Consider the following 25,145-nt stretch of genomic DNA (forward strand, 5'->3'; position numbering starts at 1 on the left):
CTCAGAAGCTGATGTACTTGCACTTGTGCTAGCTGACTCTGATGCACTCTGGCTTGCACTAACAGATGTAGATTCACTAGCTGAGTTGCTCATGCTTGTTGATGCACTTTCTGATGCTGATGTGCTTGCGCTTGTTGAGGCAGACTCAGAAGCTGATGTACTTGCACTTGTGCTGGCTGATTCAGATGCACTATTGCTCATTGAAGTACTTGCTGACTCACTTGCACTTACACTATTTGAAGCTGACTCTGAAGCTGAAGTACTTGCGCTTGTGCTGGCTGATTCAGATGCACTATTGCTCATTGAAGTACTTGCTGACTCTGATTCACTTACACTATTTGATGCAGACTCTGATGCTGATGTGCTTGCACTTGTGCTAGCTGATTCAGACTCACTAGCTGAGTTGCTCATGCTTGTTGATGCACTTTCTGATGCTGATGTGCTTGCACTTGTTGAGGCACTCTCTGATGCAGATGTACTTGCGCTTGTTGATGCACTTTCTGAAGCTGATGTACTTGCACTTGTGCTGGCTGATTCAGATGCACTATTGCTCATTGATGTACTTGCTGACCCTGATTCACTTACACTATTTGAAGCAGACTCTGAAGCTGATGTACTTGCTGACTCTGATTCACTTACACTATTTGATGCAGACTCTGATGCTGATGTACTTGCAGATTCTGACATGCTCTGGCTCATTGAGGCGCTTGCTGACTCTGATGCAGATGCACTTGAGGAAGCACTCTCACTTGCACTAATAGAAGCTGATTCACTTGCTGAGTTGCTCATGCTTGTTGAAGCACTTTCTGATGCCGATGTGCTTGCACTTGTTGATGCACTTTCTGATGCTGATGTACTTGCACTTACAGATGCCGATGTACTAGCTGACTCACTTGTAGCTGCAGAAGCACTCTCACTCATAGATGCGCTTGTGCTTGCTGATGCACTTGCAGAAAGGCTTGCTGACTCTGATCTTGATGAGGATGCAGACTCTGATGCAGCTGCACTTTCAGAAAGTGACATACTTCTAGACTGAGATGCACTCTCAGACATTCTTGAGCTCTCTGAAAGAGACTCACTTCTCTGAGCTGATGCACTCTGTGATGCAGCCTGGCTTGCACTTACTGACTCTGACCAAGCAACTGACTGAGATGTAATTGCACTAACTGACTCAGATAAAGAAGTAACCTCACTTCTAGCCTCGTGATAATCATCCTTACCCTTGTTAAATGCATCTTCTCCGAAGTATGTATAACCCTTTACTCCGAAGTTTCCATCTCTGGCCTCATTGTTGTAGTTAAAGTATGTATCAGTATCTTCATGCTCCTTAGCTACAAAGCTTATCTTGTAATTTACTGTAGTTGTAGAAGAAACAGTGGCAGCCTTTAATGTAATGTGCTGTGCCTCATATGTCTCTCCAACTCCATCTAAATATGCAACAAGATGGTATGTTCCATCTGGATTTTTAGAAATGTTAGAAGACTCGTAGTAATAAGTCTTTCCTCCAATAGAGATGGCTGTATACTTATCCATCTCCCAGCACCACTTGTTCTGGCCGTAAACAGCCTTTTCCTTAGATACAAGACTAACTACATTGCCCGCTGTATCTGTTAATTCACTGTATGTTCCAGTTCCGTTCCAGTTATTAACAACAACACCAAGATTGTCATTGTAAAGGTTTCTATAGATACCATCAAAGGTGTTGTTCCAATCATTATCCTTTGTTGAGAAGTATGCTAAATTCTTATATACATTGCCATCGCAGGTATAATAATCATTGTAGCAACCAACATTTACTGTAATAGATTTAGCCGTTTCATCAACCCATGAAAGTGAAAATGTGTTGTCATCATTTAATTGAACATTAACAACATCCTGAAGCTGATATCCGTTTACATAATACTTACAAACAGTCTGAGCTGTTCCATCTGCAGCATAATTTGTCTCATACTTCCATGTAAGAACATTTCCAGCACCATCTGTGTACTGTGCAGTCTTCTTAACAACCATGATTCCAGAAACAACATTAGCGTTGTCGTTCTGTCCCCAACCTGTTGTAAGCCCCGGAATCAAAGCATCACCATTCTGATCAACTGTTACATAATCAAAATAAGCGTACTTTGTCTCACCTGCCGCATCAATATAAGTAACCTTTACGCTGTTAGTATTGTAATTAGAACTATCCCAATCACTGTAAAGGATTTCTCCAACGTAACCTTCCTGATAAAATGAATACTGGATGAGAAGGTTTGCAAGCTTATCGCCGTATCCATAATAGTTATTAGATGCAGAAGTATGGTTAAGTCTCTCGCCATGAGCGATTGCATCAGCCTGTGCGGCCTTAAGCTCTGCCTGCGCCTCCTCGATTTCCTTTATAAGATTCTCAAGATACTCATCCTGAAGGCCTGCCTCAGAAAATGAAGTTGACGCTGAATCGAAATCTGCCTCAGCCTCAGACATAGCTGTAGAAAGACTTGTGCTCTCTGATACAAGTCTCTCTGAATCTGACACTGATGTACTAGCTAAACTTTCATTTTCCGATGTTAATGACTCTAATGCCGATGTTGAAGTTGATGAAATTGTTGAATCCTCTTCTGATAAAGAATTGCTTGCCACCTCTGACTGTGACTCAAGCTCAGATGACTCTGTTGCTGCTGAATCACTTGCTGACTGGCTTTCTGCAGTTATTGTTGAATCAATCTCCTCTGTCTGCTTCTCTGTTTCTTCCTTAGCCTGTTCGTTTGCAGATTCCTGTGCTGTTTCTTCCTGAACACTCTGAACTGTTGATTCAATAACCTGCTGCTGTTGCTGCTGAGTTACTTCTATAGTGATAACACCCTGGGCACTTGCAGCAGCCTGCTCTTCACCTAATTCAGCCGCATATGCTAAATTTGCATCGCCAAGTACAGAAGCTCCACCAACTGTCGCTCCCGTTATGGCCACACCTTTCAATAAACTTTCAACTTTCTTTCTCGACATTACTTTTACCTCATTATTTTCAAGAATATATATCTTTTATAACCCAAAATTCGCAATGTTATTGTACCATGATTTTTTTATTTGAAAAGTCCTTTTATAACATTTTATTGCCAAATTTAAGAATTTCTTGCCAAATAATGCGTAATTTCCTATAAAGTAAAAAAATCTCCAGAACAATAACGTTCTGGAGATATGATATCAAGAATATGTGATTAATATGCGATACCCTGAGCAATCATTGCATCTGCAACCTTCTCGAAGCCTGCGATGTTAGCGCCTGCAACATAATTGCCTTCCATACCATACTTCTTAGCAGCATCATCACATGCGTGGAAGATACCTTCCATGATGCCCTTAAGCTTAGAATCAACTTCCTCGAATGACCAGTGAAGTCTCTCAGAGTTCTGTGACATCTCGAGAGCTGATGTTGCAACACCACCTGCGTTTGCAGCCTTAGCTGGTCCAAAGAGAACACCAGCCTTCTGGAATGCAGCAACAGCCTCTGGAGTAGAAGGCATGTTAGCACCCTCAGATACAGCAAGAACGCCGTTATCGATAAGCATCTTAGCATCATTCTCGTCAAGCTCGTTCTGTGTAGCACATGGAAGAGCGATGTCTACCTTGTACTGCCATACACCGTGCTCACCATTCTTCTTCTCGTGGTACTCAGCTGATGGTCTAGCTGCAGCATACTCAGAAAGACGAGCTCTCTTAACTTCCTTAACTTCCTTAAGAAGATCAACATCGATTCCCTCTGGATCATAAATCCAACCTGTAGAATCAGAACATGTAACTGGCTTAGCGCCAAGCTGATATGCCTTCTGGATAGCATAGATAGCTACGTTACCAGCACCTGAAACAGCTACTGTCTTGCCCTCGAATGATGTGTTCTTTGCAGACTTAAGCATCTCCTGTGTGAAGTAGCATACGCCGTATCCTGTAGCCTCTGTACGAGCAAGTGATCCGCCGTAAGAAAGTCCCTTACCTGTAAGAACACCTGTGAACTCGTTGCGAAGTCTCTTGTACTGGCCATACATATAACCAATCTCACGTCCGCCTACACCGATATCACCAGCTGGAACGTCTGTATCAGCACCAATGTGCTTTGAAAGCTCTGTCATGAATGCCTGACAGAATCTCATGATTTCCATATCTGACTTACCCTTAGGATCGAAATCAGAACCACCCTTACCACCACCGATAGGAAGTGTTGTAAGTGAGTTCTTGAAGATCTGCTCGAAACCTAAGAACTTGATAACTGAAAGATTTACTGAAGGATGAAGTCTAAGACCTCCCTTGTATGGTCCAATTGCTGAATTGAACTGTACTCTGTATCCACGGTTTACCTGAACCTTGCCCTTATCGTCAACCCAAGATACTCTAAACTGGATAATACGCTCTGGCTCAACGATACGCTCGATAACACCAAGCTCCTCAAGCTTTGGATTAGCAGCAACAACTGGCTCTAAAGACTCAAGAACCTCTCCTACTGCCTGTAAGAATTCCTTCTGTTCTGCGTTTCTTGCCTCAAGTCCGTCGTAAACGCCCTGTAAATAACTACTCTTAAAATTCATTTGTTATTCTCTCCTTCCAAAATTAAGTTCAGGTGCGCCGGAGACCTCTACCGACACAATCTAGCTTTAAGCTATATTTTGATGAAGTCATCCTATGCTTCATCAAAACCTAGAAAAGATTGTACATCTTTTAGTACTTTAAAGCAATAAATTTTTAAGTGTAATATACATTTTTTTCCTCTAATAATATACAATTTTCTTGTTTGGTCAGCAAGATGTCATAGGTTATTGATTTTCTTCAGAAAATCAATAACCGGGACACTATTAAGTTAATTACAGGGTCAGGGCTACTGGTCCTTGCCCTTATTTAATATCGCGCTGGTAATCTCCTCTCTGAGGTTTGACATTGAAGATCTGTTACAAAGTCCAACAATATTTCCATCCACTGATACAACACATGAATCTCCATCATACTGGTACATAACTACATTTACTACTGTGGCATCATTATCATCCAATGTGATTGCAAATGCTAATTCCTCTGTTCCCTTCTTATAATCTTCTCCTACTTCTGAAAGAGTCAATCCGTCAATCTTACTTGTAGCTGTGACAAATTCTATCTTGTCATCTCCAACAGAATATTTATTTCCATCGCCACTATGGTCTACCTCAATAATATGGGTCTCACCATCTATCTTTGCAGATACCTGAGCCACCTTAGTCCAGTCTATAGAAACAATCTCATCAGGTCTTAAGTCTTCATAGTTGGCTTTTAGAACATTCTCATATTCCTCTGCTGTTATTGCATATACAATAGTAGAACCATCGAAGCAAAGATATGCTTTATCCTTGCCATCTTTATAACTAAAATACAAAGTCTGATTTACTGACTTAACGGAATCATCCTCATCTGAATCATCTGCAGGCACTTCTCCAGTAAGTGTTACTGTCAATGTTGGTTTATCCAGACCATACTTTGACATGTCCTCTTCAGTAGCCTTATAAGTTTCATAATTACTTAAATCAAGAGAACTTAAAGTACTTAAGTATCCTAAAACCTTACTCTCTGAAAGTGGCTGATGTTCATTATCGCTTACATTATAAAAATTGTAAGCATCTGTATATGTATATTTTCCATCTGGATCGTAAACAACATTTGCCTTGCTGGCTCCTGTAATTCTCATAGCTGTTAGCTGCGAGTAACCTTCCACCTTATCTCTATCCAGATAATCTTCGATATCTCCTGAAAGCTTCTCTAGTAAGTCTGTATCAATTAGATAGACACTGCCGCCATCCACGCAGATATATCGTTTTTTATCAATTGTGGAAAATGAGCCAAAGGTAATCTCATTAGTACCATCAGCAGTTGTGAATGTAATCTTCCCCTCAGGATTTGAAATTCCATACTGACTGTAATCCTCCACGTCATCTATTATGAAGCTGGCATGTACAGATTCAAATGCCTCAAATATTTTTGCTACATAATCCTGATCCACAGGAAAATCTGTGTCGGAAGTATTCTTCCAGGTGTCGTCCTGCTTTTCTATCACTGCTGTTTTTCCATCCTTAGTTACAGTCAATTGGGTAGCATCCTCGGCAGAGATATTAAATACCTCTTCATCAATTGTGTTTATTTTATCTACATGCTGAGCTACAGCCTTTTCTGCCACGATAGCACCCACGGCTACCACAAGCACGAGGCTTAATATCAGCAATGTCTTTCTTCGCTTCATTATGTCCCTCCTACTCAAGACTTACTTTTCTTCTGCGAACCACCTCGTCAATACCATAGAGCAGATATCCAAGAGGAATCAGTCCAATCATAATTACCTTAATCATTCTTGCAGCTGATGCGCTGATAGTAAGATAGTTATAATCTAAAGACTTTGCTCTGATTTGAAGTGATTCATTATCTGTCATCTTCCAGCTAATAGCATTCATAAAGAAGTCTGTGTTTGCTCCTGAAGAATAAGAATTGTACTGGTCATCCAAAAGATAGTCAGAAGCAATCCACACTAACGAGCCTTCACTTGCATTCTCCGCAGATATGGCAAGTGAGAATGGGCCATCTACATCACCGTCCTCTTTATCATATGTGTTAAGAGAATATCCTGCTGTTTTCGCATAGGATTCTGATGAGCTGTCAAGAAGTGATGTTACTGTATAAGCCCCAGCTGTATTGTTGATTTTAAGTCCAGCTGAAATTGGCATAATTACCTTGCTGTTTCCCTCAACCAAAGAGTTCGTAATATCAGATTCCCCTATAGTTGGTAGAAGGAAATATGGATATTCAAAGGCGTAATTATCTCTATTGGTATCTATTACTATTCCATTTGTCATAGATACGCCAACGTACTCAAGCAGGCTTTTGAAATTAGTCAGATCAACATCCTGTTCTGGTCCAGAAAGAACAACAATGTGACCGCCATTATCCATATAGGATTCCAGAATTGTAACCTCTTTATCAGATAAATCACTTACAGGTGAGTTTATCAGAATGATTGACGCATCCTCAGGTACGCTGTCCTCATTTAAAAGTGAAAACTCCTTTGTCTCCACATTGGACTTTTCAAGTGCAGATTTCATTGTTGTACCCATTTCACCTTCTCCATGACCTGTAAGGACGTATGCCTGTGGAAGCTCGTCTGATACCACATAATCTATAGCTGTTGTGATTAAACTCTCTCCATCAAAAGATTGAGATGCAGAGCCTGTTGTGTAGTATTTACTATTGTCCATCTTATACATTGACTCATAGCCTATGTAACGGCTCTTATCCCCTGAAACTACAATCAATGAATTGTTCGTAACAGTATCGTCTGTGTATTCCTTTGCAAAGGTTGGATAAGTATCTGGGTCTTTCTTTACAACCTTCAGATTGTCTGATAATGAATCATAAACATTTAACAGTTTCTCAATAACTGTAGATTCCTGTCCTGCCTGACATATCCAGTAAATAGTCACATCATCCTCTATATTGCTTACAACTGCCTTACTTGAAGATGTTAGTGAATATAGTCTGGCTGCTGATATATCAAACTGTGTAAACTTTTCAGGCAAAGATGCTACAAACACATTTATCGCTATTACGATACCAAGGACAAGGATAGTTAAGACCTTACTATAGCTGCCTATCTTAAATCTCTTTGTATTTAACGATTCCTTTGTTCTCTTCTGAAAATCTTTTATGTCAAAATTTGGTTTCTGAAGCTTCATTATCCGTTGTACCTCCTCTTCTCAAGTGACTGCACACATAAGAACAGGAAGAAGGCAATGATACTTATGTAATACACAATCGCTGTCAAATCGAAAATTCCATTGTAAAACAAGGAAAATCTCTGGAATAAAGATATCTTTGCAATAATATTTTGAATTGTTTCGTTTGGAATAGCATTGGCAATCTGAACACAAAAATAATTAAGTAGCATAACTACAACACAGATTCCTGCCGCCATTCCCTGGGACTCAGTAAGTGATGAAATGTACATTCCAATGCTTATGAGAGCTAGTCCCAAAAATACAAATGCGAATATTGAACCATAGCTTGTTGGAAGATAAACATCTCCATACATTGAGAAAATCAATGGGTAAAGGCATATAACAATCATTGGAATGATAAATACCACAAGTAATGCAAAAAACTTTCCAACAACAATCTCACTTGTTCTTATTGGTAATGAATAAAGTAGCTGATCTGTTCTCTGTCGCTTTTCATCTGCGATTATCCTCATTGTAAGAATTGGAACAATGATAATAAACACCATCTGAATAAAGCTCAGAACATATTCAAAATTAGCTACTGATGCGTTGATGTTATAAATCAGTGCGCCTATACCTGTAAAAGCCAAAAGAAAGGCTCCGAATACATAGCCTGACAAGCTATGATAATAAAGTGATAACTCATGTTTTAAAACCGCTAACATTATCTCGCCTCCTGTTCTGGAATTGCTTTTTCTTCAGCAGGCTCGATTGCTTCTGGGCCTCCATATAGCGCATCCTCATCTTCTTCTGATGTAAGCTCAATAAAGATATCCTCTAATGTGGTCTTAATAGGATTTAGTTTAACCAAAGGAATACCCTTACCTGCAAAAGCTACAAACAGCTCCTCACAAATCTCATAAGGATTACTATTGCTTGTGGTTAGCTTGAAGCTGTTATAACCATCTATCATTTCTTTTTGCTCAAAACAAGTTATAGCTGTGTTTCTTTCAAGTAATTCGATTGTCTCAAGAGGATCTCCTCCGGATAATATCTCTATCTGGTTACCTTCAGACATAGTTTTTCCAAGATTTTCGATATTATCAAAAGCTACCAGCTTTCCTTTATATATGATAAGAACCTTCTCACAAATAGCCTGAATCTCAGAAAGAATATGTGAACTCAAAATTACAGTATGCTTCTTTCCAAGCTCAGCTATTAAATCTCGTATTTCAATAATCTGCATAGGGTCTAAGCCAACAGTAGGCTCATCTAAGATAATTACAGAAGGATTTCCGATGAGAGCCTGAGATATTCCCACTCTCTGTCTGTACCCCTTTGACAGATGCTTAATCAATCTATTCTGCATCTCTGTGATATGAGTCTCATCTATTACCCTGTCTATTTCAGCTTCTATGTCGGCCTTCTTAACACCTTTGGCTTCTGCCACAAACTTTAAGTATTCCCTTGGTGTCTGATCAACATAAAGAGGTGGAATTTCAGGAAGGTATCCGATAAGCTTCTTAGCCTCCCTTTCCTCTTCATATATATCGTGACCATCGATTTTAATATCGCCGCTTGTCGCTGCAAGACAGCCTGTAATAATATTTAAAGTTGTAGATTTTCCTGCTCCGTTAGGACCAAGAAAACCATAAATATGACCATCTTCAATGGTAAAAGACAAATCATCCACTGCAAGAACATCGCCATATCTTTTAGATAAATGCTCTACGGTTATCATAGCCATTACTCTCCTTTGTGTTTTTGTCTTGCGAAAGTATAAAACACTAATATTATCGTTAGCTGACTTCTATGTGACGGCTATGTGAAAAAACAAAAAAACTCCCTCGCTTTTCAGCAAGGGAGTTAATTTTATTTAGCTGTCGCTAATCTTTTGTTCCTTCTAAATTTCCGAATCTTCCTTATGGCTATATAAACCACATCCAGCCCTACTAATCCCCAGAAAAGAATCGGCCACTGATGAGTAACAAAGAATTTTATAGGATTATTTCCTTTTTCATCAGCTTCATCATCACCAGCTTCTTCGGTGGCTAATTGCACCTCTGGCGTGCGTACCAAAAGGTAGTTAGAAAACTGGGTTGAGCATATAGTGACTGTATTAACATCTTCATCCAAGTCACTTAGTAAAGCTCCTTGTCCATCATGAACTCTTATCATGTAAAAGCTTTCTGATGTATTTTTAAGATCATCCGGTAATTCAAAAACAAACTCTATAGGCTCTAGCGTCTCCGTGACTTCCTTCCATTCATGGGTGTAGAACTTATAAGATATATTAATTTCCATATATCCTGCTTTTGTAAGATTAGGATAATCTCCACTGTATTCTGTAAAGCTATTCTCGAAAACAGCTTTTTCCTCTGCCGGGATTCGATCTTCGATAACAGAATCAGTTGCAATCTTTAGCTCAACAATACCACCTCTTGATATCAAATCAATCTGCTCTTCTGTAAGTATTCCTCTTGCCACTGCATAAGCATCTGGTAAGATTACACCTGAAGCTATTTTATCCAGTTCAATAACAATAACACCTTTTCCAATTACAAGAGCTATAGGCATATCATTTACAGCAATCTTACTCCCCGGTATGGCTGTTGGATCTAATAAATCATTTGCATCAACCAACTCACCCTTTGACTCTTCTAGTAATTCTCTTAGGCCATCTTTTATATCCTGAGAAAGAGTTTTCCACAATTCAGACTTGTCTATGAGATCAAAATCCAAATCCTCATCATCTTCCTCCTCTGTTTCTTTCTTGGTTGAAGATGATTTTTTACTGCTCTTCTTTGTGGTTGTCTTAGTCTTCAAGGTGGTGTCTGTTTTCTTTGTTTTAGATTCCACCTTTACAGTTACATACTTGCTGGCGAAATTTGAGCCTGTAGCTGCAACTCTTACGAAATAAGTACCAGCTTTAACAAGCGTAGTTCCAGGTGAAGCCTGAGTATAAGAAGAAGCTCCACTCATTTTATATTCCATTGCCTGACTGGTTCCAATAATCTTACCATCAACAGCGGTTTCACTTGATGCACTTTCTGTAGTTAGATTTCCTGGGCTGGCAGGTCTCTCTGGAATACTAACCTTTACCCATGAGCTTGCCTCCTGCCAATCAGAAGCTTTCTTTCTTCCATAAATATATTTAGCGCTGTTTCTATCCAAAACACTTGTCAACTTAAGACTTGAAGCGCCTGAAGAACCAGAACCTGTTGATATCTCGTAACCTGCACTGACCGCCACTACTTCCATAGGATAATTGTAACTAAGGCGACCTTTGATTTCTGATTCACTAATGGAATCTCCAGGAACCTTCTTTACAGGACCAACAAAATCTGAAGATGCTGTTATCGCACTGGCTGGATGGCCTTCTCCATCAACATTGGCAGCCTGTGTTACCCTTACAGAAATCCTCTTGTTGTATGTACTTGCTGGCAAATTATATCTTACGTCTGTTGCACCACTAATAGGTGAGCTGTTTAAATACCACTGATATGATAATCCAGGTCCAGCATTCACCTGCACCTCAAGGGTATCACCTATGACTGGCTGACTTCTTGAAGCTGTGATATTAACAATCACTGGCTTATTTTGAGACGTCAGCTCAATACATTGTCTTCTTACGGTAAACTCTGCTGTCTTTCCTGCAAAGGCTGTGGTGCTTGCAGCATATCTTACTATATACTTTCCAACCTTAACCCTGGTATATGAATCACTTGCTCTTGTAAAGCCTGGGTCTGATGTTAGCTTATACTCCATGGCAGCAGTTGTTCCAACTAATTTTCCATAGTCCCAATCAGACAAAACAGCATTTTCCACACTTACTGTCGGTGCAGCCGGTCTCTCTGAAAGAAATACAGGCAACCACTCACTTGCTGGAGCAATGTCTGTAGCTTTTCTCCTAACGTAAACAACTCTGTTTACCTCTCTATCCAATATTTCTGTAATCGCAAGAGATGCCTGTCCTTCTAATACCGAATCAGATAATGAAAGTTCATAGGCTTCTGTCACATTAATAGTCTCATTTACATAATCATAAACAGTGACAGCAGTTACTTCTTCTGGCGTAATAGTGCCAATCACCTTGGCAATAACAGCTGGTGTAGCATCAGACATAATGTAAATATCTGTACCTGGTCTTCCCTCTCCTGCTGCGTTACGAGGCTGTATAGCCTGTACCCTTATGGTCTTACCAAGCTCCTTTTCTGTTAATACAAGTATCTGCTCGGTAGCTCCTTCTATAAATACATCATCTGCATACCATTTCCACTGAATATTTGGTAATGCATGTGTACATGCTGTAAGTCTGTCTCCCACCTGAGGGATAGCGTTTCCGTTGGCATTTACAATAAATGGCTTTGTGGCCTCTTCCAGAATGATAAAATCTGTAAACACTGCAACAATAGAATCGATATTTGCCGCTGGCATTATAAATTCATAATTATTATCAAAATTCTTTACAGCATCAATAGTATTTCCTGTGCTGGCAGTAACCGTAATAGATGAAAGAACACACCCCACCTTTGATGTGACAGCCAAAACTACCTTATCTCCCACGCAAGCATTTGTGCTGCCATCAGAAATAGACTCTGGCTGCTTTAAAATACTTTGTATCTGGATACTGCATTCAGTCTGGGCTGTTGTAGGTGTTGCTATGGTATAGCTAACTATTTCTGCCGAAGCATCTATTATTACATTAGCTTCAGGCTGAGTAAATTCGTAGTTATTGCCATCTGTATGAGTCAATGCAACATCAGCAGGACTTTCTGTATCCGTTGTCTTTACTGTAAGACTCTTTAAACTGTATCCTTCATCTGGAGTGGCAGATATAGATACAGTGTCATCTTTTACAGGATTATAATTCGATATTTGAATCGCAACATTTTCTATACCTTCTTTTACAGTTACTGTAAATTTATCATCTTCATTATCTCCAGTAGGCTCCCCATTTTGGGTCTGACCATTTTGGCCCTCCTGTCCTTCTTGGCCCTGACCGTTCTGACCTTCTTGACCATCCTGGCCTTCCTGGCCACCTTGACCATTCTGTCCGTCCTGACCCTGACCCTCCTGACCATTCTGGTCTTGACCTTCCTGATTATCTCCGTCTCCAGTGCCGTCTCCATTACCATCTTCTCCACCTTCGCCGGTGGTTCCATCACTGCTTTTTAGTAATATCACAGGCTTCTCCTCTGAATTTAATTCGTTTTCAGATTCTGTTTCTCCTTCCGCCTTAGGTTCTTCCGTGCTCCTATGTTCCTCCTCACCTTTAGGTTCTTCCGCCTTAGTCTCTTCAGTATCTCCTGAGCTGTCTGAATTTAATTCCAAAATGGTATTTATATTTAAGTCCAATTCATCTGCTTCAGAAAAAAGGAACTCTCTATTTAAATATGTATGTACCAGCACTACAACCATGGTCAATGCCAGTATTCGTACAAGAAATTTTTTATCCATTATTTTCACCGCCCCATACTAGTGTAGAATATATTCCATTACTATATATCGGCAAAAAAAATCCCAATGTGAAGCACTAAGCCCCACATTGGGATAGGAAAAATTCAATAAAATTTAGATATCAAGTTTGGTGTCTCCGCCTAAAAATGTAGGAAGTGATTTTCCCTGCTTCTTCCACTGAGCATACTCTGCTGTTGCAGCAAACATAACATCACCAGATGAATTAAGTGCTGTCTCTACAGAATCCTGAACTACACCAATGATGAATCCAACTGCTACTACCTGCATGGCTACATCTGCATTAACACCGAATAATGAGCAAGCCATAGGGATAAGAAGAAGTGAACCACCAGCAACACCTGAAGCTCCGCATGCAGCAAGAGTTGCAATGAACGCAAGGATAAGTGCTGTAGCAAATGAAACCTGAATTCCGACTGTGTTTGCAGCTGCAAGTGACATAACTGCTATTGTAATAGCAGCACCGTCCATGTTGATTGTAGCACCAAGAGGAATAGAAACTGCATACATCTCTGGATCCATGCCAAGCTTCTCGCAAAGCTCCATGTTTACAGGGATGTTAGCAGCTGAGCTTCTTGTGAAGAATGCTGTCACACCAGACTCTCTAATGCATCTGAAAACAAGTGGATATGGATTTCTTCTAAGAACGATTGCTGCAAGAAGTGGATCTACAATAAGTGCAACCGCAAGCATACATCCTACAAGAAGAATTAAAAGCTTTCCGTAGTCTGTGAAGATTGACATACCATTTGTAGATACGTTCTCGTAAACAAGACCCAAAATACCAAATGGAGCAAGATTGATAATCCATCTAACTGCCTGTGAAACAATATCAGCAATATCAGCCATCATCTGCTTTGTGCTGTCACTTGCTATCCTCTTTGATGCGATACCAAGAACAACTGCCCAGAAAAGAATACCGATGTATCTGCCCTCAGCAAGTGAGCTGACTGGGTTTGATACCATTGTCTTAAGAAGATTAGCAAGAACCTCGCCTACGCTTGTAGGAATAGTATCTGCGCTGGCTGCCTCTGTAAGTGTAAGTGTCTGTGGGAACATAAAGCTTCCGATAACAGCAACTACAGACGCAAGAAGTGTACTTGCCATGTAAAGGGCAAGAACAAGACCGAATCTTCTATCAAGCTTATCATTGCCCTGTGCAAGAGCTGAAATTACAAGGACGAATACAAGCACTGGCGCTACAGCCTTCAAAGCACCTACGAAAATGCTTCCAATCAAAGCAATAAATGACAGGTTATCAAATAGTAATCCAAGGATTACACCTATCACAAGTCCGATTATAATTCTTACAATCAAACTCACACTATTGTACTTCTTAATTAGTTCCATAAAATTTTCTCCCTTTTTATAAAATATTGGTTTAATTCTACCGCTTTAAACCGATAAAGTAAAGAAGTAAATAAAAAAGTGGCTCCGTAACTACGAAGTCACTTTTAAATCTTAATTGAACTATTAAACGTTGATTTCTGCCTTTACACCAAGGATATCCTTATTAGCATCAAGGATAGGTGTAATAACATCACGAAGGTAAACCTCTACCTGACGTGGGCTACGTCCAACATAGCGGGCTGGCTCCATTGTAGCCTCAAGCTCCTCAAGTCCCATTGGGAACTCATCATCTGCTGCGATAAGCTCAAGAAGGTTGTTCTCCTTACCTTCTACCTTTACGTTCTTTCCTGCTTCCATAGAAAGTGTTCTGATTTTCTCGTGAAGCTCCTGTCTGTTGCCACCAAGCTTAACTGCATCCATCATGATATTCTCAGTAGCCATGAATGGAAGCTCAGACATAAGACGCTTTGTAATAACCTTATCGTAAACAACAAGGCCATCTACTACGTTAAGGCAAAGATCAAGTACTCCATCTGTAGCAAGAAAACCCTCAGCGATAGAAAGACGCTTGTTAGCAGAATCATCAAGTGTACGCTCAAACCACTGTGTAGCTGATGTGATGGCAGGGTTAAGTGCATCAATCATTACGTATCTTGAAAGAGATGCGATTCTCTCACTTCTCATTGGATTTCTCTTGTAGGCCATAGCTGATGAACCAATCTGGCTCTTCTCGAATGGCTCTTCTACTTCCTTAAGGTGCTGAAGAAGACGGATGTCGTTTGACATCTTATGAGCAGATGCTGCAATACCTGCAAGGATATTACAAACTCTTGTATCTACCTTACGAGAATATGTCTGGCCTGATACTGGATAGCAAGACTCGAATCCCATCTTCTTTGCGATTGTTGGATCAATCTTATCGATTGTCTCGTTGTCTCCGTTGAAAAGTTCAAGGAAGCTTGCCTGTGTACCTGTAGTACCCTTTGAACCAAGAAGCTTAAGAGTAGAAAGAACATAATCTAAATCCTCAAGGTCCATAACGAACTCATTAAGCCAGAGTGTTGCACGCTTTCCTACTGTTGTAGGCTGTGCTGGCTGGAAATGAGTAAATGCAAGTGTAGGCTGAGCCTTATATTTATCTGCAAATGCCGCAAGCTCTGCGATAACATTTACAAGCTTCTTTCTGATAAGAAGAAGTGCATCACGCATGATGATAATATCTGTGTTATCACCAACGTAGCAGCTTGTTGCACCAAGGTGGATGATACCAGCTGCCTTTGGACACTGTTTGCCATAAGCATATACATGGCTCATTACATCGTGTCTTACTTCTTTCTCACGAGCAACAGCAACATCATAGTTAATATCCTCGATGTGCTGCTTCATCTCATCAATCATATCCTGAGTGATAACTGGCTTTCCATCCTGAGAAAGACCAAGCTCCATCTCTGTCTCAGCAAGAGCTATCCAAAGACGACGCCATGTTGAAAACTTCTTATCCTGAGAGAAAATATACTGCATCTCCTTGCTGGCATATCTCTCACTTAAAGGGCTACTGTATCTATCTGTATTACTCATCATAATCTCCTCTTATATCTTTAGTAGGTGGGTCCATAGGATAATTTCCATCGAAACATCCATGGCAAATCTCTAAACCATCAACCGTCTGTGGCAAACGTTCAAAATTCAGGTATGCCAATGAATCAGCTCCAATAATCTTGCATATTTCATCTACTGAATGCTTGTATGCAATTAGCTGCTCTCGACATGGTACATCTGTACCGAAATAACAAGGCCATAAGAATGGTGGTGATGAAATACGAACATGCACCTCTGTTGCACCAGCATCTCTAAGCATCTTAACAATGCGGTCAGATGTAGTACCACGGACAATTGAATCATCAATCATAATGATTCTCTTTCCTCTTACAACCTCTCTTAAGGCATTAAGTTTTACCTGAACAGATGACTGTCTGCTGGCCTGCTTTGGCTTTATGAAGGTTCTGCCCACATAACTATTCTTTACGAAGGCTGTTCCATAAGGAATGCCAGACTCAAGAGAAAATCCCTGAGCAGCAGCATTTCCTGATTCAGGAACACCAACAACTAAGTCCGCCTCAACTGGAGAATCCTGAGCAAGGAATCGACCAGCCTTAATTCTTGATTCATAAACAGAAATTCCATCTATATCAGAATCAGGTCTTGCAAAGTAAATGTATTCAAAAATACAACGACCGTGCCTTGATTTATCTACACATCTGCTCTTGTCAGATTTGATTCCAAAGTCTGGTGAAATGGTAACAATCTCGCCTGGCTCTACATCACGAATATACTCTGCTCCGATTGTATCAAGAGCACATGTCTCAGATGCGATAACATAAGCATTATCTCTTTTTCCAATACAAAGAGGTCTAAATCCCTGTGGATCACGTGCAGCAATAAGCTTTCGTGGTGACATTACCACAAGTGAGTAAGCTCCCTTGATTCTGTCACAGGCTTTTGCAACAGCTTCCTCAACTGAAGCACTCTTAAGTCGTTCTCTTGCTATGAGATAAGCGATTGTTTCTGAGTCGATAGTAGTCTGGAAAATAGCACCTGTCATAGAAAGCTCATCTCGAAGCTCTTCAGCATTGATAAGATTTCCATTGTGTGCCATTCCAAGAAGTCCCTTCCAATAAGAAAGCACAAGTGGCTGAGCATTCTCTCGGCAAGAAGAACCTGCAGTGGAATATCTGGTGTGACCTACACCGATATCACCGTGCATGCCCTCAAGAATTTCCTGATTGAAAACTTCATTAACAAGGCCCATGTCTTTATGCAAAGCATAGTTACGCTTTGGACCATTTGTGTCTGATACGGCGATACCGCAGCTCTCCTGTCCTCTGTGCTGCAAAGCAAAAAGGCCATAATAAATAGAGGAGGCAACATCCCCACCGTCGAAATCATACATAGCAAAGACGCCGCACTCCTCATGCAGTCCGTCCCATGGCATGTCCTTTAAGTTAAAATCTCCCATTAATTACTCCTATTACTTTAATCCGAAATATGTCTAGATACTGAGTTCCTTACCTGTAAGTAATTTGTAAGCCTCAAGGTACTTATCGATTGTCTTATCAATTACATCCTGTGGAAGAAGGTAATCAGACTCAGGATTTGCCTTGAGCCAGTCGCGTACAAACTGCTTATCGAAAGAAGGCTGTCCATGGCCTGCCTCATAACCCTCGAGTGGCCAGAAACGTGAGCTGTCTGGTGTAAGCATTTCGTCGGCAAGAACAATATTGCCATCCTCATCAAGACCAAACTCAAACTTTGTATCTGCAATGATGATGCCCTTTGTGAGAGCATAATCAGCGCACTTCTTATAAAGAGCAATTGTATTATCACGAAGAGCAGTTGCGTACTCTAAACCGTGACCTGGGAATTCCTTTTCAAGAACTTCAATGGAACGCTCGAAAGAGATATTTTCATCATGATCACCAATTTCTGCCTTAGTAGAAGGAGTGTAGATAGGCTCAGGAAGCTTATCTGATTCCTTAAGACCTTCTGGGAGCTTAATGCCACAAACAGTACCGTTTTCCTTGTAGCTAGCCCATCCAGAGCCTGTGATGTAACCGCGAACGATGCACTCAATTGGAAGCATTGTAAGCTTCTTGCACATCATTGACTTGCCTTTGTACTCGTCGTTCTGGAAGAACTCAGGCATATCTTTTACATCAGTTGAAAGCATGTGATTTGGAACGATGTCCTTTGTAAGGTCGAACCAGAACTTAGACATCTGTGTAAGAACAGCACCCTTATTAACAATCTTGTTCTTTAAAATTACGTCGAATGCAGATATACGATCTGTGGCCACCATGATAATGCTGTCTCCGTTATCGTATACTTCTCTTACTTTTCCCTCTTTAATTGGTTTCATAATCAAATCCTCTCTCTTTTTATTTAGTTTATTTTAATCATCCAGCCCCCTTAAAGGGGGCGAATAATTATTTCTTAATTAAAAGTGACTTACCAGTCATCTCCTTTGGCTGCTCAAGACCCATGATCTCGATAAGTGTAGGAGCGATATCGCAAAGAGCACCGCCCTCGCGAAGTGTATAAGCCTCATCATAGTTAACTAAGATAAATGGAACAGGATTTGTTGTGTGAGCTGTGTGTGGCTCTCCTGTCTCATAATCAATCATCTTCTCAGCATTTCCGTGGTCAGCGCAGATGAATAATGCTCCATCCATCTCCTTAACTGCCTCTACTGCCTCTCCTACAAGTGAGTCAACACGCTCTACAGCTGCAACAGCTGCTTCTATGACGCCAGTATGACCTACCATATCTGGGTTAGCAAAGTTGATAACGATAACATCGTACTTGTTAGACTTGATAGCGTCTACAAGCTTTGCTCCAACCTCTGGTGCCGACATTTCAGGCTTAAGGTCATATGTAGCTACATCCTTAGGTGAGTTAACAAGGATTCTCTCCTCATCCTTATTAGGCTCCTCAACACCACCGTTGAAGAAGAATGTAACGTGTGCGTATTTTTCTGTTTCAGCAAGTCTAAGCTGCTTTAAACCATTGTTTGCAAGGAACTCGCCGAAAGTATTTGTAATGCTCTCCTTCTCGAAAGCAATGTGCTTGTTAGGGATTGTCTCATCGTAATCCTTGAAGCAAGCATAATATAAATCAAGGAATTCTCTATCGAATCCTGTAAACTTGTCATCGCAGAATGCTCTTGTAATCTCACGAGCACGGTCTGGACGGAAGTTGAAGAATACAACTGAATCGCCGTTCTTAACAACTGAAAGTGGGTTGCCAGCTGGATCTGTGATAACTGTAGGAAGAACGAACTCGTCTGTAATTCCCTCATCATAAGAAGCCTGCATAGCATCTGGAACTGAAGTAGCCTTTACGCCCTCACCCTTAGTCAGCGAATCGTAAGCCTTCTGAACACGATCCCAGTTGTTATCTCTATCCATAGCATAGTAACGACCAGAAAGAGAAGCGATTGTACCAACGCCAATCTCATCCATCTTTGCCTGAAGCTGTGCTAAGAAATCCTTACCAGAAGCTGGTGGAGTATCTCTACCATCAAGGAATGCATGAACGAATACCTTTGTAAGACCGTTCTTCTTGCACATCTCAAGCATACCGTAAAGGTGCTCGATGTGGCTGTGAACGCCACCGTCTGAAAGAAGACCCCAAAGGTGTAAATCAGAATCGTTCTTTTTGCAGTTTTCAATTGCCTGAAGAAGAACCTTGTTCTCGAAGAACTCGCCATCATTGATAGCCTTAGTGATTCTTGTGAGATCCTGGTAGATGATGCGGCCTGCGCCGATATTCATGTGACCTACCTCAGAATTTCCCATCTGGCCATCTGGAAGACCAACGAACATGCCTGATGCCTGACCCGGAACAAATGGGCACTCAGCCATAAGCTTATCCATAACAGGTGTCTTTGCCATTGCAATAGCATTTCCCTTAGGATTGTCATTAAGACCATATCCATCGAGAACCATAAGTACTACAGGTTTCTTACTCATAGTAATTCCTCCTTAAATGCCTAGTGTAATACTAGTTCATTATTCTATTGTTTTTTTGTTATATGTCCCTCTTTATCAATCAGAGCTGTGCTCGAAAGACTATTGAGACTGTCTATGATATCGCTATATGCTTTATCTTTATTATTTAAAAGGCTCGTAACACCTGATGAAAACTCACATGGAATGAAGTTTGCATCAATGTGTCCGTCCTTAGAAATCCTAATCTGAGCTAATCCAGTGTGATAATCTGCTGGCATCTCTCCTGTAATGGAGAACCAATAATTACCAAGGCTATAGAAAATAGGAACATTATCCATATATTCTACAGTCTGCAGGCAATGTGTGTGACCGCCAATAATAACATCTGCTCCCGCTTCAACAAAGCTTCTTGCAAGAGCTACCTGGTCTTCACCATAATTGGCATTGCCCTCAGTGCCCCAATGTGGAATAACTATAACATAGTCCGCATTGGCCTTTGCCTCTCTGATAACATCACAGAAAATCTCTGGATGAAGACATTTTAGAACGCCTGGCAATATACCAGTAGCCTCCTGTGTAAAATTAAGAGTACGTTCTATTTGTGTGGCAGAACAAATAGCTATCTTCCTGCCTCCTGCTATAAAATAGACTGGTTTTCTAGCTTCTTCTAAATTAACACCTGCTCCTACAAAAGGCATATTAGCACCTCTAAGTGTATCAAGTGTGTCCAGAAGTCCAGTCTCGCCGTAATCAAAAACATGGTTGTTAGCAACGCTAACAATATCAACTCCAAGTTCCTCTAAAAGAGAAACTCTGCTAGGAGCGCTTCTGAAGGTATATGCTTTTCCTTCAAGAGCAGCACCTCTTGTAGTGTAGGCAAACTCATTGTTAATCATCATAACATCGGCGGAACGCATCTCAGCCAATAAATCCTCGGAAAAACATTCCGTAATTCCGCCTATCTGATGATCCATATAATCGGTGGTTGCCACACCGTCTGAAAAGGATACATCTCCTGTGAAATCAAGAACAATATCCTCTCCATCTATATCAATTTCATGGATTCTGTCAAAAGAGTAATTTTTTATACCGGTACTTTTACAATAATCGTACCAAAGAACGTGAATGCTTTTGCCTGTAAGCTCATACCATATTTCTGGTGTTTCAAAATTAGCATAGCTGGCAATCTCCTGGACAGTCTTCTCTCCATATTCATGTGTGACCATGGATAAAAATGTCTCATCAATTGGGTGACCGCCAATGAACGCCTTTGTACTGTTATTCAGAATGGTATCCCAAGCATCACTTAAATCTGCTATTTGTATTTTTTGTGGCTGGCTCTCTTTTAATTTTGCATATGTCTCCACATTTGTCTCTTTTATGCCGCATCCAACTAGTAATAATGAAGTGAAAACAATAATTATAGCTAAGCCATAACTACATTTCCTCATTTATCTGTGCCTTTACTCGGACAACAGCCTCCGTCGCTCCTTCATAACCTGAATTTGCAGCCATTTCGTAATAGGATAAAGCTGTTTCCAAATTCCTCTCAACCCCGTATCCGTTTTCGTAAAGAAAACCTAAATTAACCTGTGCAATTGCATATCCCTGCAATGCTGCAAGTTTTTGATAATAAACTGCTGACGCGAAATCCACATCAACCCCGTAACCATTGTAGTAAAGATATCCGATTTGATTAAGTGCTGGAGCAAAATCAAAATCCGCTGCTTTAAGGTAATACTCCATAGCCTTTTCGTAATCTTTATCGACACCAATGCCTTTTTCATACATCTGACCGATATAATAGCTGGCCTTTGGGGAAGAATTATCTGACGCGACTGTGAAATGCTCTAAGGCCGCATCGGTGTCAACTCCCACACCGTAGCCTTTGATGTACATAATACCAATGGCAATATTAGAAAGATTAATTGAATCTCTGTCATTTAAAGCCGTACTAGAACTTCTGACTACTCTATTGTAGTAGTCGTAAGCCTTTTTGTAATCCTGAGTGACTCCGATACCTTTTTCATAGATGTATCCAAGATAATAGCCACCATCTAAGTCGCCTGCCTGCTGTGCAACTGTAAGCAGTTCGACTATTTGAGCAAGCTCATTTTCTTCGGTCTCATCAGATTCATCCTTCTTTTTGGAAGTCTTCTCTTCTGACTTTGCCTCGGATTTTTCTTCTGTCATTTCATCAGCTTCATCGATAACTGCTTCGTAGTCGCCCTTTTCCAAAAGAACTCTGGCAAGCCCAACCTTAGCATTTACCGAGCCTGCATCTATTGCTGATTTAAAAAGCTCTTCTGCTTTATCAAGATTCTGATCAACACCGGCACCGGTCAGATAGAAATAACCAAGTGCATCGGTACCATCAACACTGCCTGAATCAGATGCCATCTGATACCAGGAAATGGCCTCTGTAAAATTCTGCTTAACATCTTCTGTGCCGTATTCCAGCATTCTGCCAAGCATTATCTGAGCTTCGGTATCACCCTGATAAGCAAGTACCTCCAGCTCACTATACGAAAGAACTGTATAGTCCTCAACCTCTACATCATCAAATGCTACCTGCTCAGTGGTGTCCACTGTTTCTTCGGTCTCATTTTCTGTGTCTTTGGAACAACCAATTAAGACTGTAGCGGAAATCATTGCCAATAAAAACAAATGAAAATTTCGCTTCATAATACCTCCATACTTCGATGAAGACAAAATTTGTCCATCAGCGCAAATTATATCATAAAACTCAAGGCTTTTGAACAAAAAAAATGCACCAACAATGTGGTGCATTTATAAAAACTTTAGGAGTTTTTTATTACTAATTAAGCATTAACAATCTTACCAAAGTCTGGCTTAAGAGAAGCGCCACCGATAAGACCACCATCGATGTTTGGCTTACTGAGAAGCTCAGCTGCATTTGAAGCGTTCATAGAACCGCCGTACTGGATACGAACAGCCTCTGCTGTAGCACCATCATAAAGCTTAGCAATAAGCTCACGGATGAATGCACAAACTTCTTCAGCCTGATCAGCTGTAGCTGTCTCGCCTGTACCGATAGCCCAGATTGGCTCGTAAGCGATAACAAGATTCTTAACCTGGTCAGCTGTAACACCTGAAAGATCCCAAGTGATCTGACGCTCGATCCACTCCTTGTATGTGCCAGCCTTGCGAAGTGCAAGAGACTCGCCACAGCAAAGGATTGGTGTAAGACCAGCTGCAAATGCCTTCTTAACCTTTGCGTTGATAAGGATATCATCCTCACCAAAGATATCTCTTCTCTCAGAGTGTCCCATGATAACGTACTTAACACCAGCGTCTACAAGCATAGGAGCTGAAATCTCGCCTGTGAAAGCGCCCTTATCCTCGATGTAGAAGTTCTCAGCACCAACGTTTACGTTTGTACCCTTTACAGCCTCTACTACAGGAACGATGTCGATTGCAGGAACGCAATATACAACATCAACATCATCATTCTTTACTAAATCCTTAAGCTCAGCAACAAGCTTTACAGCCTCAGAAGGTGTCATGTTCATCTTCCAGTTGCCGGCAATAATTCTTCTTCTTGCCATTTTAGTTCTCCTCTTATTAAATTGGCTTCAATTTTTTCATACACTTTTACAGACACGCTTTCGCTCTGCTTTTTCTCATTGCCCTACATAAGATGCCACTTCGTGCCATCTAAGTAGGGATGGAAAAAGAAGGTCTTGTAAAAGTATATGTAAAAATTCTCAGCCATTAAATAACTTAAATTATTATATAAAATTCTAGTATTTTTCTAAAATTATAAGGCAATTAGTATGTAGCTGTACAAAGACGTACAGCAAATACTAATTAACGCAGTAATTTTTGAAAAAGACGAATTTTACTTATCATCTGCTGCGTAAACGCCTGGTAACTCCTTACCCTCAAGGAACTCAAGTGAAGCTCCACCACCTGTAGAGATGTGGCTCATCTTGTCAGCAAATCCCATCTGGTTAACAGCTGCTGCTGAATCACCACCACCGATGATTGTTGTAGCGTCTGTCTCAGCAAGAGCCTTAGCAACTGACTCTGTACCTACAGCAAGTGCTGGGTTCTCGAAAAGACCCATTGGTCCGTTCCAAAGAACTGTCTTAGCTGTCTTAACCTTGTTAGAGAAAAGCTCTACTGTCTTAGGTCCGATATCGCAACCCATTCTGTCAGCAGGCATCTTGTCTGAATCATATACTTCAGTCTCAACTGGAGCATCGATTGGATCTGGGAACTCTGCAATTGTAACAGCATCTGTAGGAAGAAGAATCTCCTTACCCATGCTCTTAGCCTTCTCAAGCATCTCCTTGCAGTAATCAAGCTTTGTATCATCGCAAAGTGATGTTCCGATTTCATATCCCATAGCCTTCTGGAATGTGTAAGACATACCACCACCGATGATAAGTGTGTCGCACTTCTCAAGAAGGTTGTTGATAACGTTAAGCTTATCAGCTACCTTTGCACCACCAAGAATTCCTACGAATGGACGTACTGGATTCTCAACAGCGTTGCCAAGGAAGTCGATTTCCTTCTGCATAAGGTATCCAACTACGTTAGAACCACCCTTAGCTGTGATGAACTTTGTAACACCAGCTACAGAAGCGTGAGCTCTGTGTGATGAACCGAAAGCATCGCATACATAATCATCAGCAAGATCAGCGAGCTCCTTAGAGAATGCCTCACCGTTCTTTGTCTCTTCCTCGCCACGGAAACGAGTATTCTGAAGAAGAACTACATCTCCTTCCTTCATAGCCTCAACTGCCTTTGTAGCAGCCTCGCCTGTTACGTTGTAATCAGAAACGAATGTAACTTCCTTACCAAGCTTCTCTGAAAGACGCTTAGCTACAGGAGCAAGTGACTCGCCCTCGTTAGGACCATTCTTTACCTTACCAAGGTGTGAGCAAAGGATAACCTTTCCACCATCAGCAATAAGCTTGTTAATTGTTGGAAGAGCTGCCTTGATACGTGTATCATCTGTGATCTCGCCAGCCTTAAGTGGTACATTGAAATCACAACGAACGAGAACGCGACGGCCCTTTACGTTGATATCATCAACTGTCTTTTTGTTTAATGCCATTTTTCTTAATCCTCCTTAAATAAAAAGGGGTCC

General features: G+C 40.8%; 15 protein-coding genes and 1 pseudogene. All 16 read right to left on the bottom strand.

What is annotated here, in order from left to right; translation table 11 throughout:
- Window positions 1-2,979, bottom strand: a pseudogene (locus BUA88_RS16315) (hypothetical protein); the annotation flags it as partial.
- A gap of 212 nt (window positions 2,980-3,191) precedes the next feature.
- The gene (gdhA, locus tag BUA88_RS03835; protein ID WP_072912940.1) at window positions 3,192-4,553 is read right to left on the bottom strand and encodes an NADP-specific glutamate dehydrogenase; all 1,362 of its coding nucleotides are present in this window, start codon (window positions 4,551-4,553) and stop codon (window positions 3,192-3,194) included.
- Between the two features lie 287 nt (window positions 4,554-4,840).
- Window positions 4,841-6,226 (bottom strand): DUF4340 domain-containing protein, encoded by a 1,386-nt coding sequence (locus BUA88_RS03840; protein ID WP_072912943.1) that lies wholly within the window; start codon window positions 6,224-6,226, stop codon window positions 4,841-4,843.
- Window positions 6,227-6,236: 10 nt separating this feature from the next.
- Window positions 6,237-7,709 (bottom strand): GldG family protein, encoded by a 1,473-nt coding sequence (locus BUA88_RS03845; RefSeq protein WP_083572376.1) that lies wholly within the window; start codon window positions 7,707-7,709, stop codon window positions 6,237-6,239.
- Entirely contained in the window at window positions 7,709-8,416 is a 708-nt protein-coding gene (locus BUA88_RS03850) for an ABC transporter permease (protein ID WP_072912945.1), read from the bottom strand. Before BUA88_RS03850 ends, BUA88_RS03845 begins: the two co-directional genes overlap by 1 nt.
- Window positions 8,416-9,438 carry an ABC transporter ATP-binding protein gene (locus tag BUA88_RS03855; RefSeq protein WP_072912948.1) on the bottom strand — a complete coding sequence of 341 codons (1,023 nt, stop codon included), beginning with the start codon at window positions 9,436-9,438 and terminating at the stop codon, window positions 8,416-8,418. Before BUA88_RS03855 ends, BUA88_RS03850 begins: the two co-directional genes overlap by 1 nt.
- 125 nt (window positions 9,439-9,563) lie before the next feature.
- The gene (locus tag BUA88_RS03860) at window positions 9,564-13,151 is read right to left on the bottom strand and encodes an InlB B-repeat-containing protein (protein ID WP_072912951.1); all 3,588 of its coding nucleotides are present in this window, start codon (window positions 13,149-13,151) and stop codon (window positions 9,564-9,566) included.
- A 114-nt stretch (window positions 13,152-13,265) separates the two neighbouring features.
- Window positions 13,266-14,519, bottom strand: a complete 1,254-nt coding sequence (gene sstT / locus BUA88_RS03865; RefSeq protein ID WP_072912963.1) for a serine/threonine transporter SstT — start codon at window positions 14,517-14,519, stop codon at window positions 13,266-13,268.
- A 123-nt stretch (window positions 14,520-14,642) separates the two neighbouring features.
- Window positions 14,643-16,097: an adenylosuccinate lyase gene (purB, locus tag BUA88_RS03870; RefSeq protein ID WP_143151396.1), complete on the bottom strand. Its 1,455-nt coding sequence runs from the start codon at window positions 16,095-16,097 to the stop codon at window positions 14,643-14,645.
- Window positions 16,090-17,535, bottom strand: coding sequence for an amidophosphoribosyltransferase (gene purF, locus BUA88_RS03875; protein WP_072912969.1), 1,446 nt, complete (start codon window positions 17,533-17,535; stop codon window positions 16,090-16,092). The genes purB and purF overlap by 8 nt, the downstream gene beginning before the upstream one ends.
- A 33-nt stretch (window positions 17,536-17,568) precedes the next feature.
- The gene (locus BUA88_RS03880) at window positions 17,569-18,435 is read right to left on the bottom strand and encodes a phosphoribosylaminoimidazolesuccinocarboxamide synthase (protein WP_072912972.1); all 867 of its coding nucleotides are present in this window, start codon (window positions 18,433-18,435) and stop codon (window positions 17,569-17,571) included.
- Between the two features lie 67 nt (window positions 18,436-18,502).
- Complete coding sequence (gene gpmI / locus BUA88_RS03885) at window positions 18,503-20,047, bottom strand: 2,3-bisphosphoglycerate-independent phosphoglycerate mutase (protein WP_072912975.1); 1,545 nt, start codon at window positions 20,045-20,047, stop codon at window positions 18,503-18,505.
- 44 nt (window positions 20,048-20,091) lie between these two features.
- Window positions 20,092-21,477 (bottom strand): CapA family protein, encoded by a 1,386-nt coding sequence (locus BUA88_RS03890; protein ID WP_072912978.1) that lies wholly within the window; start codon window positions 21,475-21,477, stop codon window positions 20,092-20,094.
- Complete coding sequence (locus BUA88_RS03895; protein ID WP_072912981.1) at window positions 21,464-22,711, bottom strand: tetratricopeptide repeat protein; 1,248 nt, start codon at window positions 22,709-22,711, stop codon at window positions 21,464-21,466. The genes BUA88_RS03890 and BUA88_RS03895 overlap by 14 nt, the downstream gene beginning before the upstream one ends.
- A gap of 137 nt (window positions 22,712-22,848) precedes the next feature.
- On the bottom strand, window positions 22,849-23,595 hold the full coding sequence (gene tpiA / locus BUA88_RS03900; protein ID WP_072912984.1) for a triose-phosphate isomerase: 747 nt from the start codon (window positions 23,593-23,595) through the stop codon (window positions 22,849-22,851).
- A 293-nt stretch (window positions 23,596-23,888) separates the two neighbouring features.
- Complete coding sequence (locus tag BUA88_RS03905) at window positions 23,889-25,112, bottom strand: phosphoglycerate kinase (protein WP_072912987.1); 1,224 nt, start codon at window positions 25,110-25,112, stop codon at window positions 23,889-23,891.
- Window positions 25,113-25,145: the final 33 nt, after the last annotated feature.

The sequence above is a fragment of the Pseudobutyrivibrio xylanivorans DSM 14809 genome (genome assembly GCF_900141825.1).
Classification (GTDB): domain Bacteria; phylum Bacillota; class Clostridia; order Lachnospirales; family Lachnospiraceae; genus Pseudobutyrivibrio; species Pseudobutyrivibrio xylanivorans.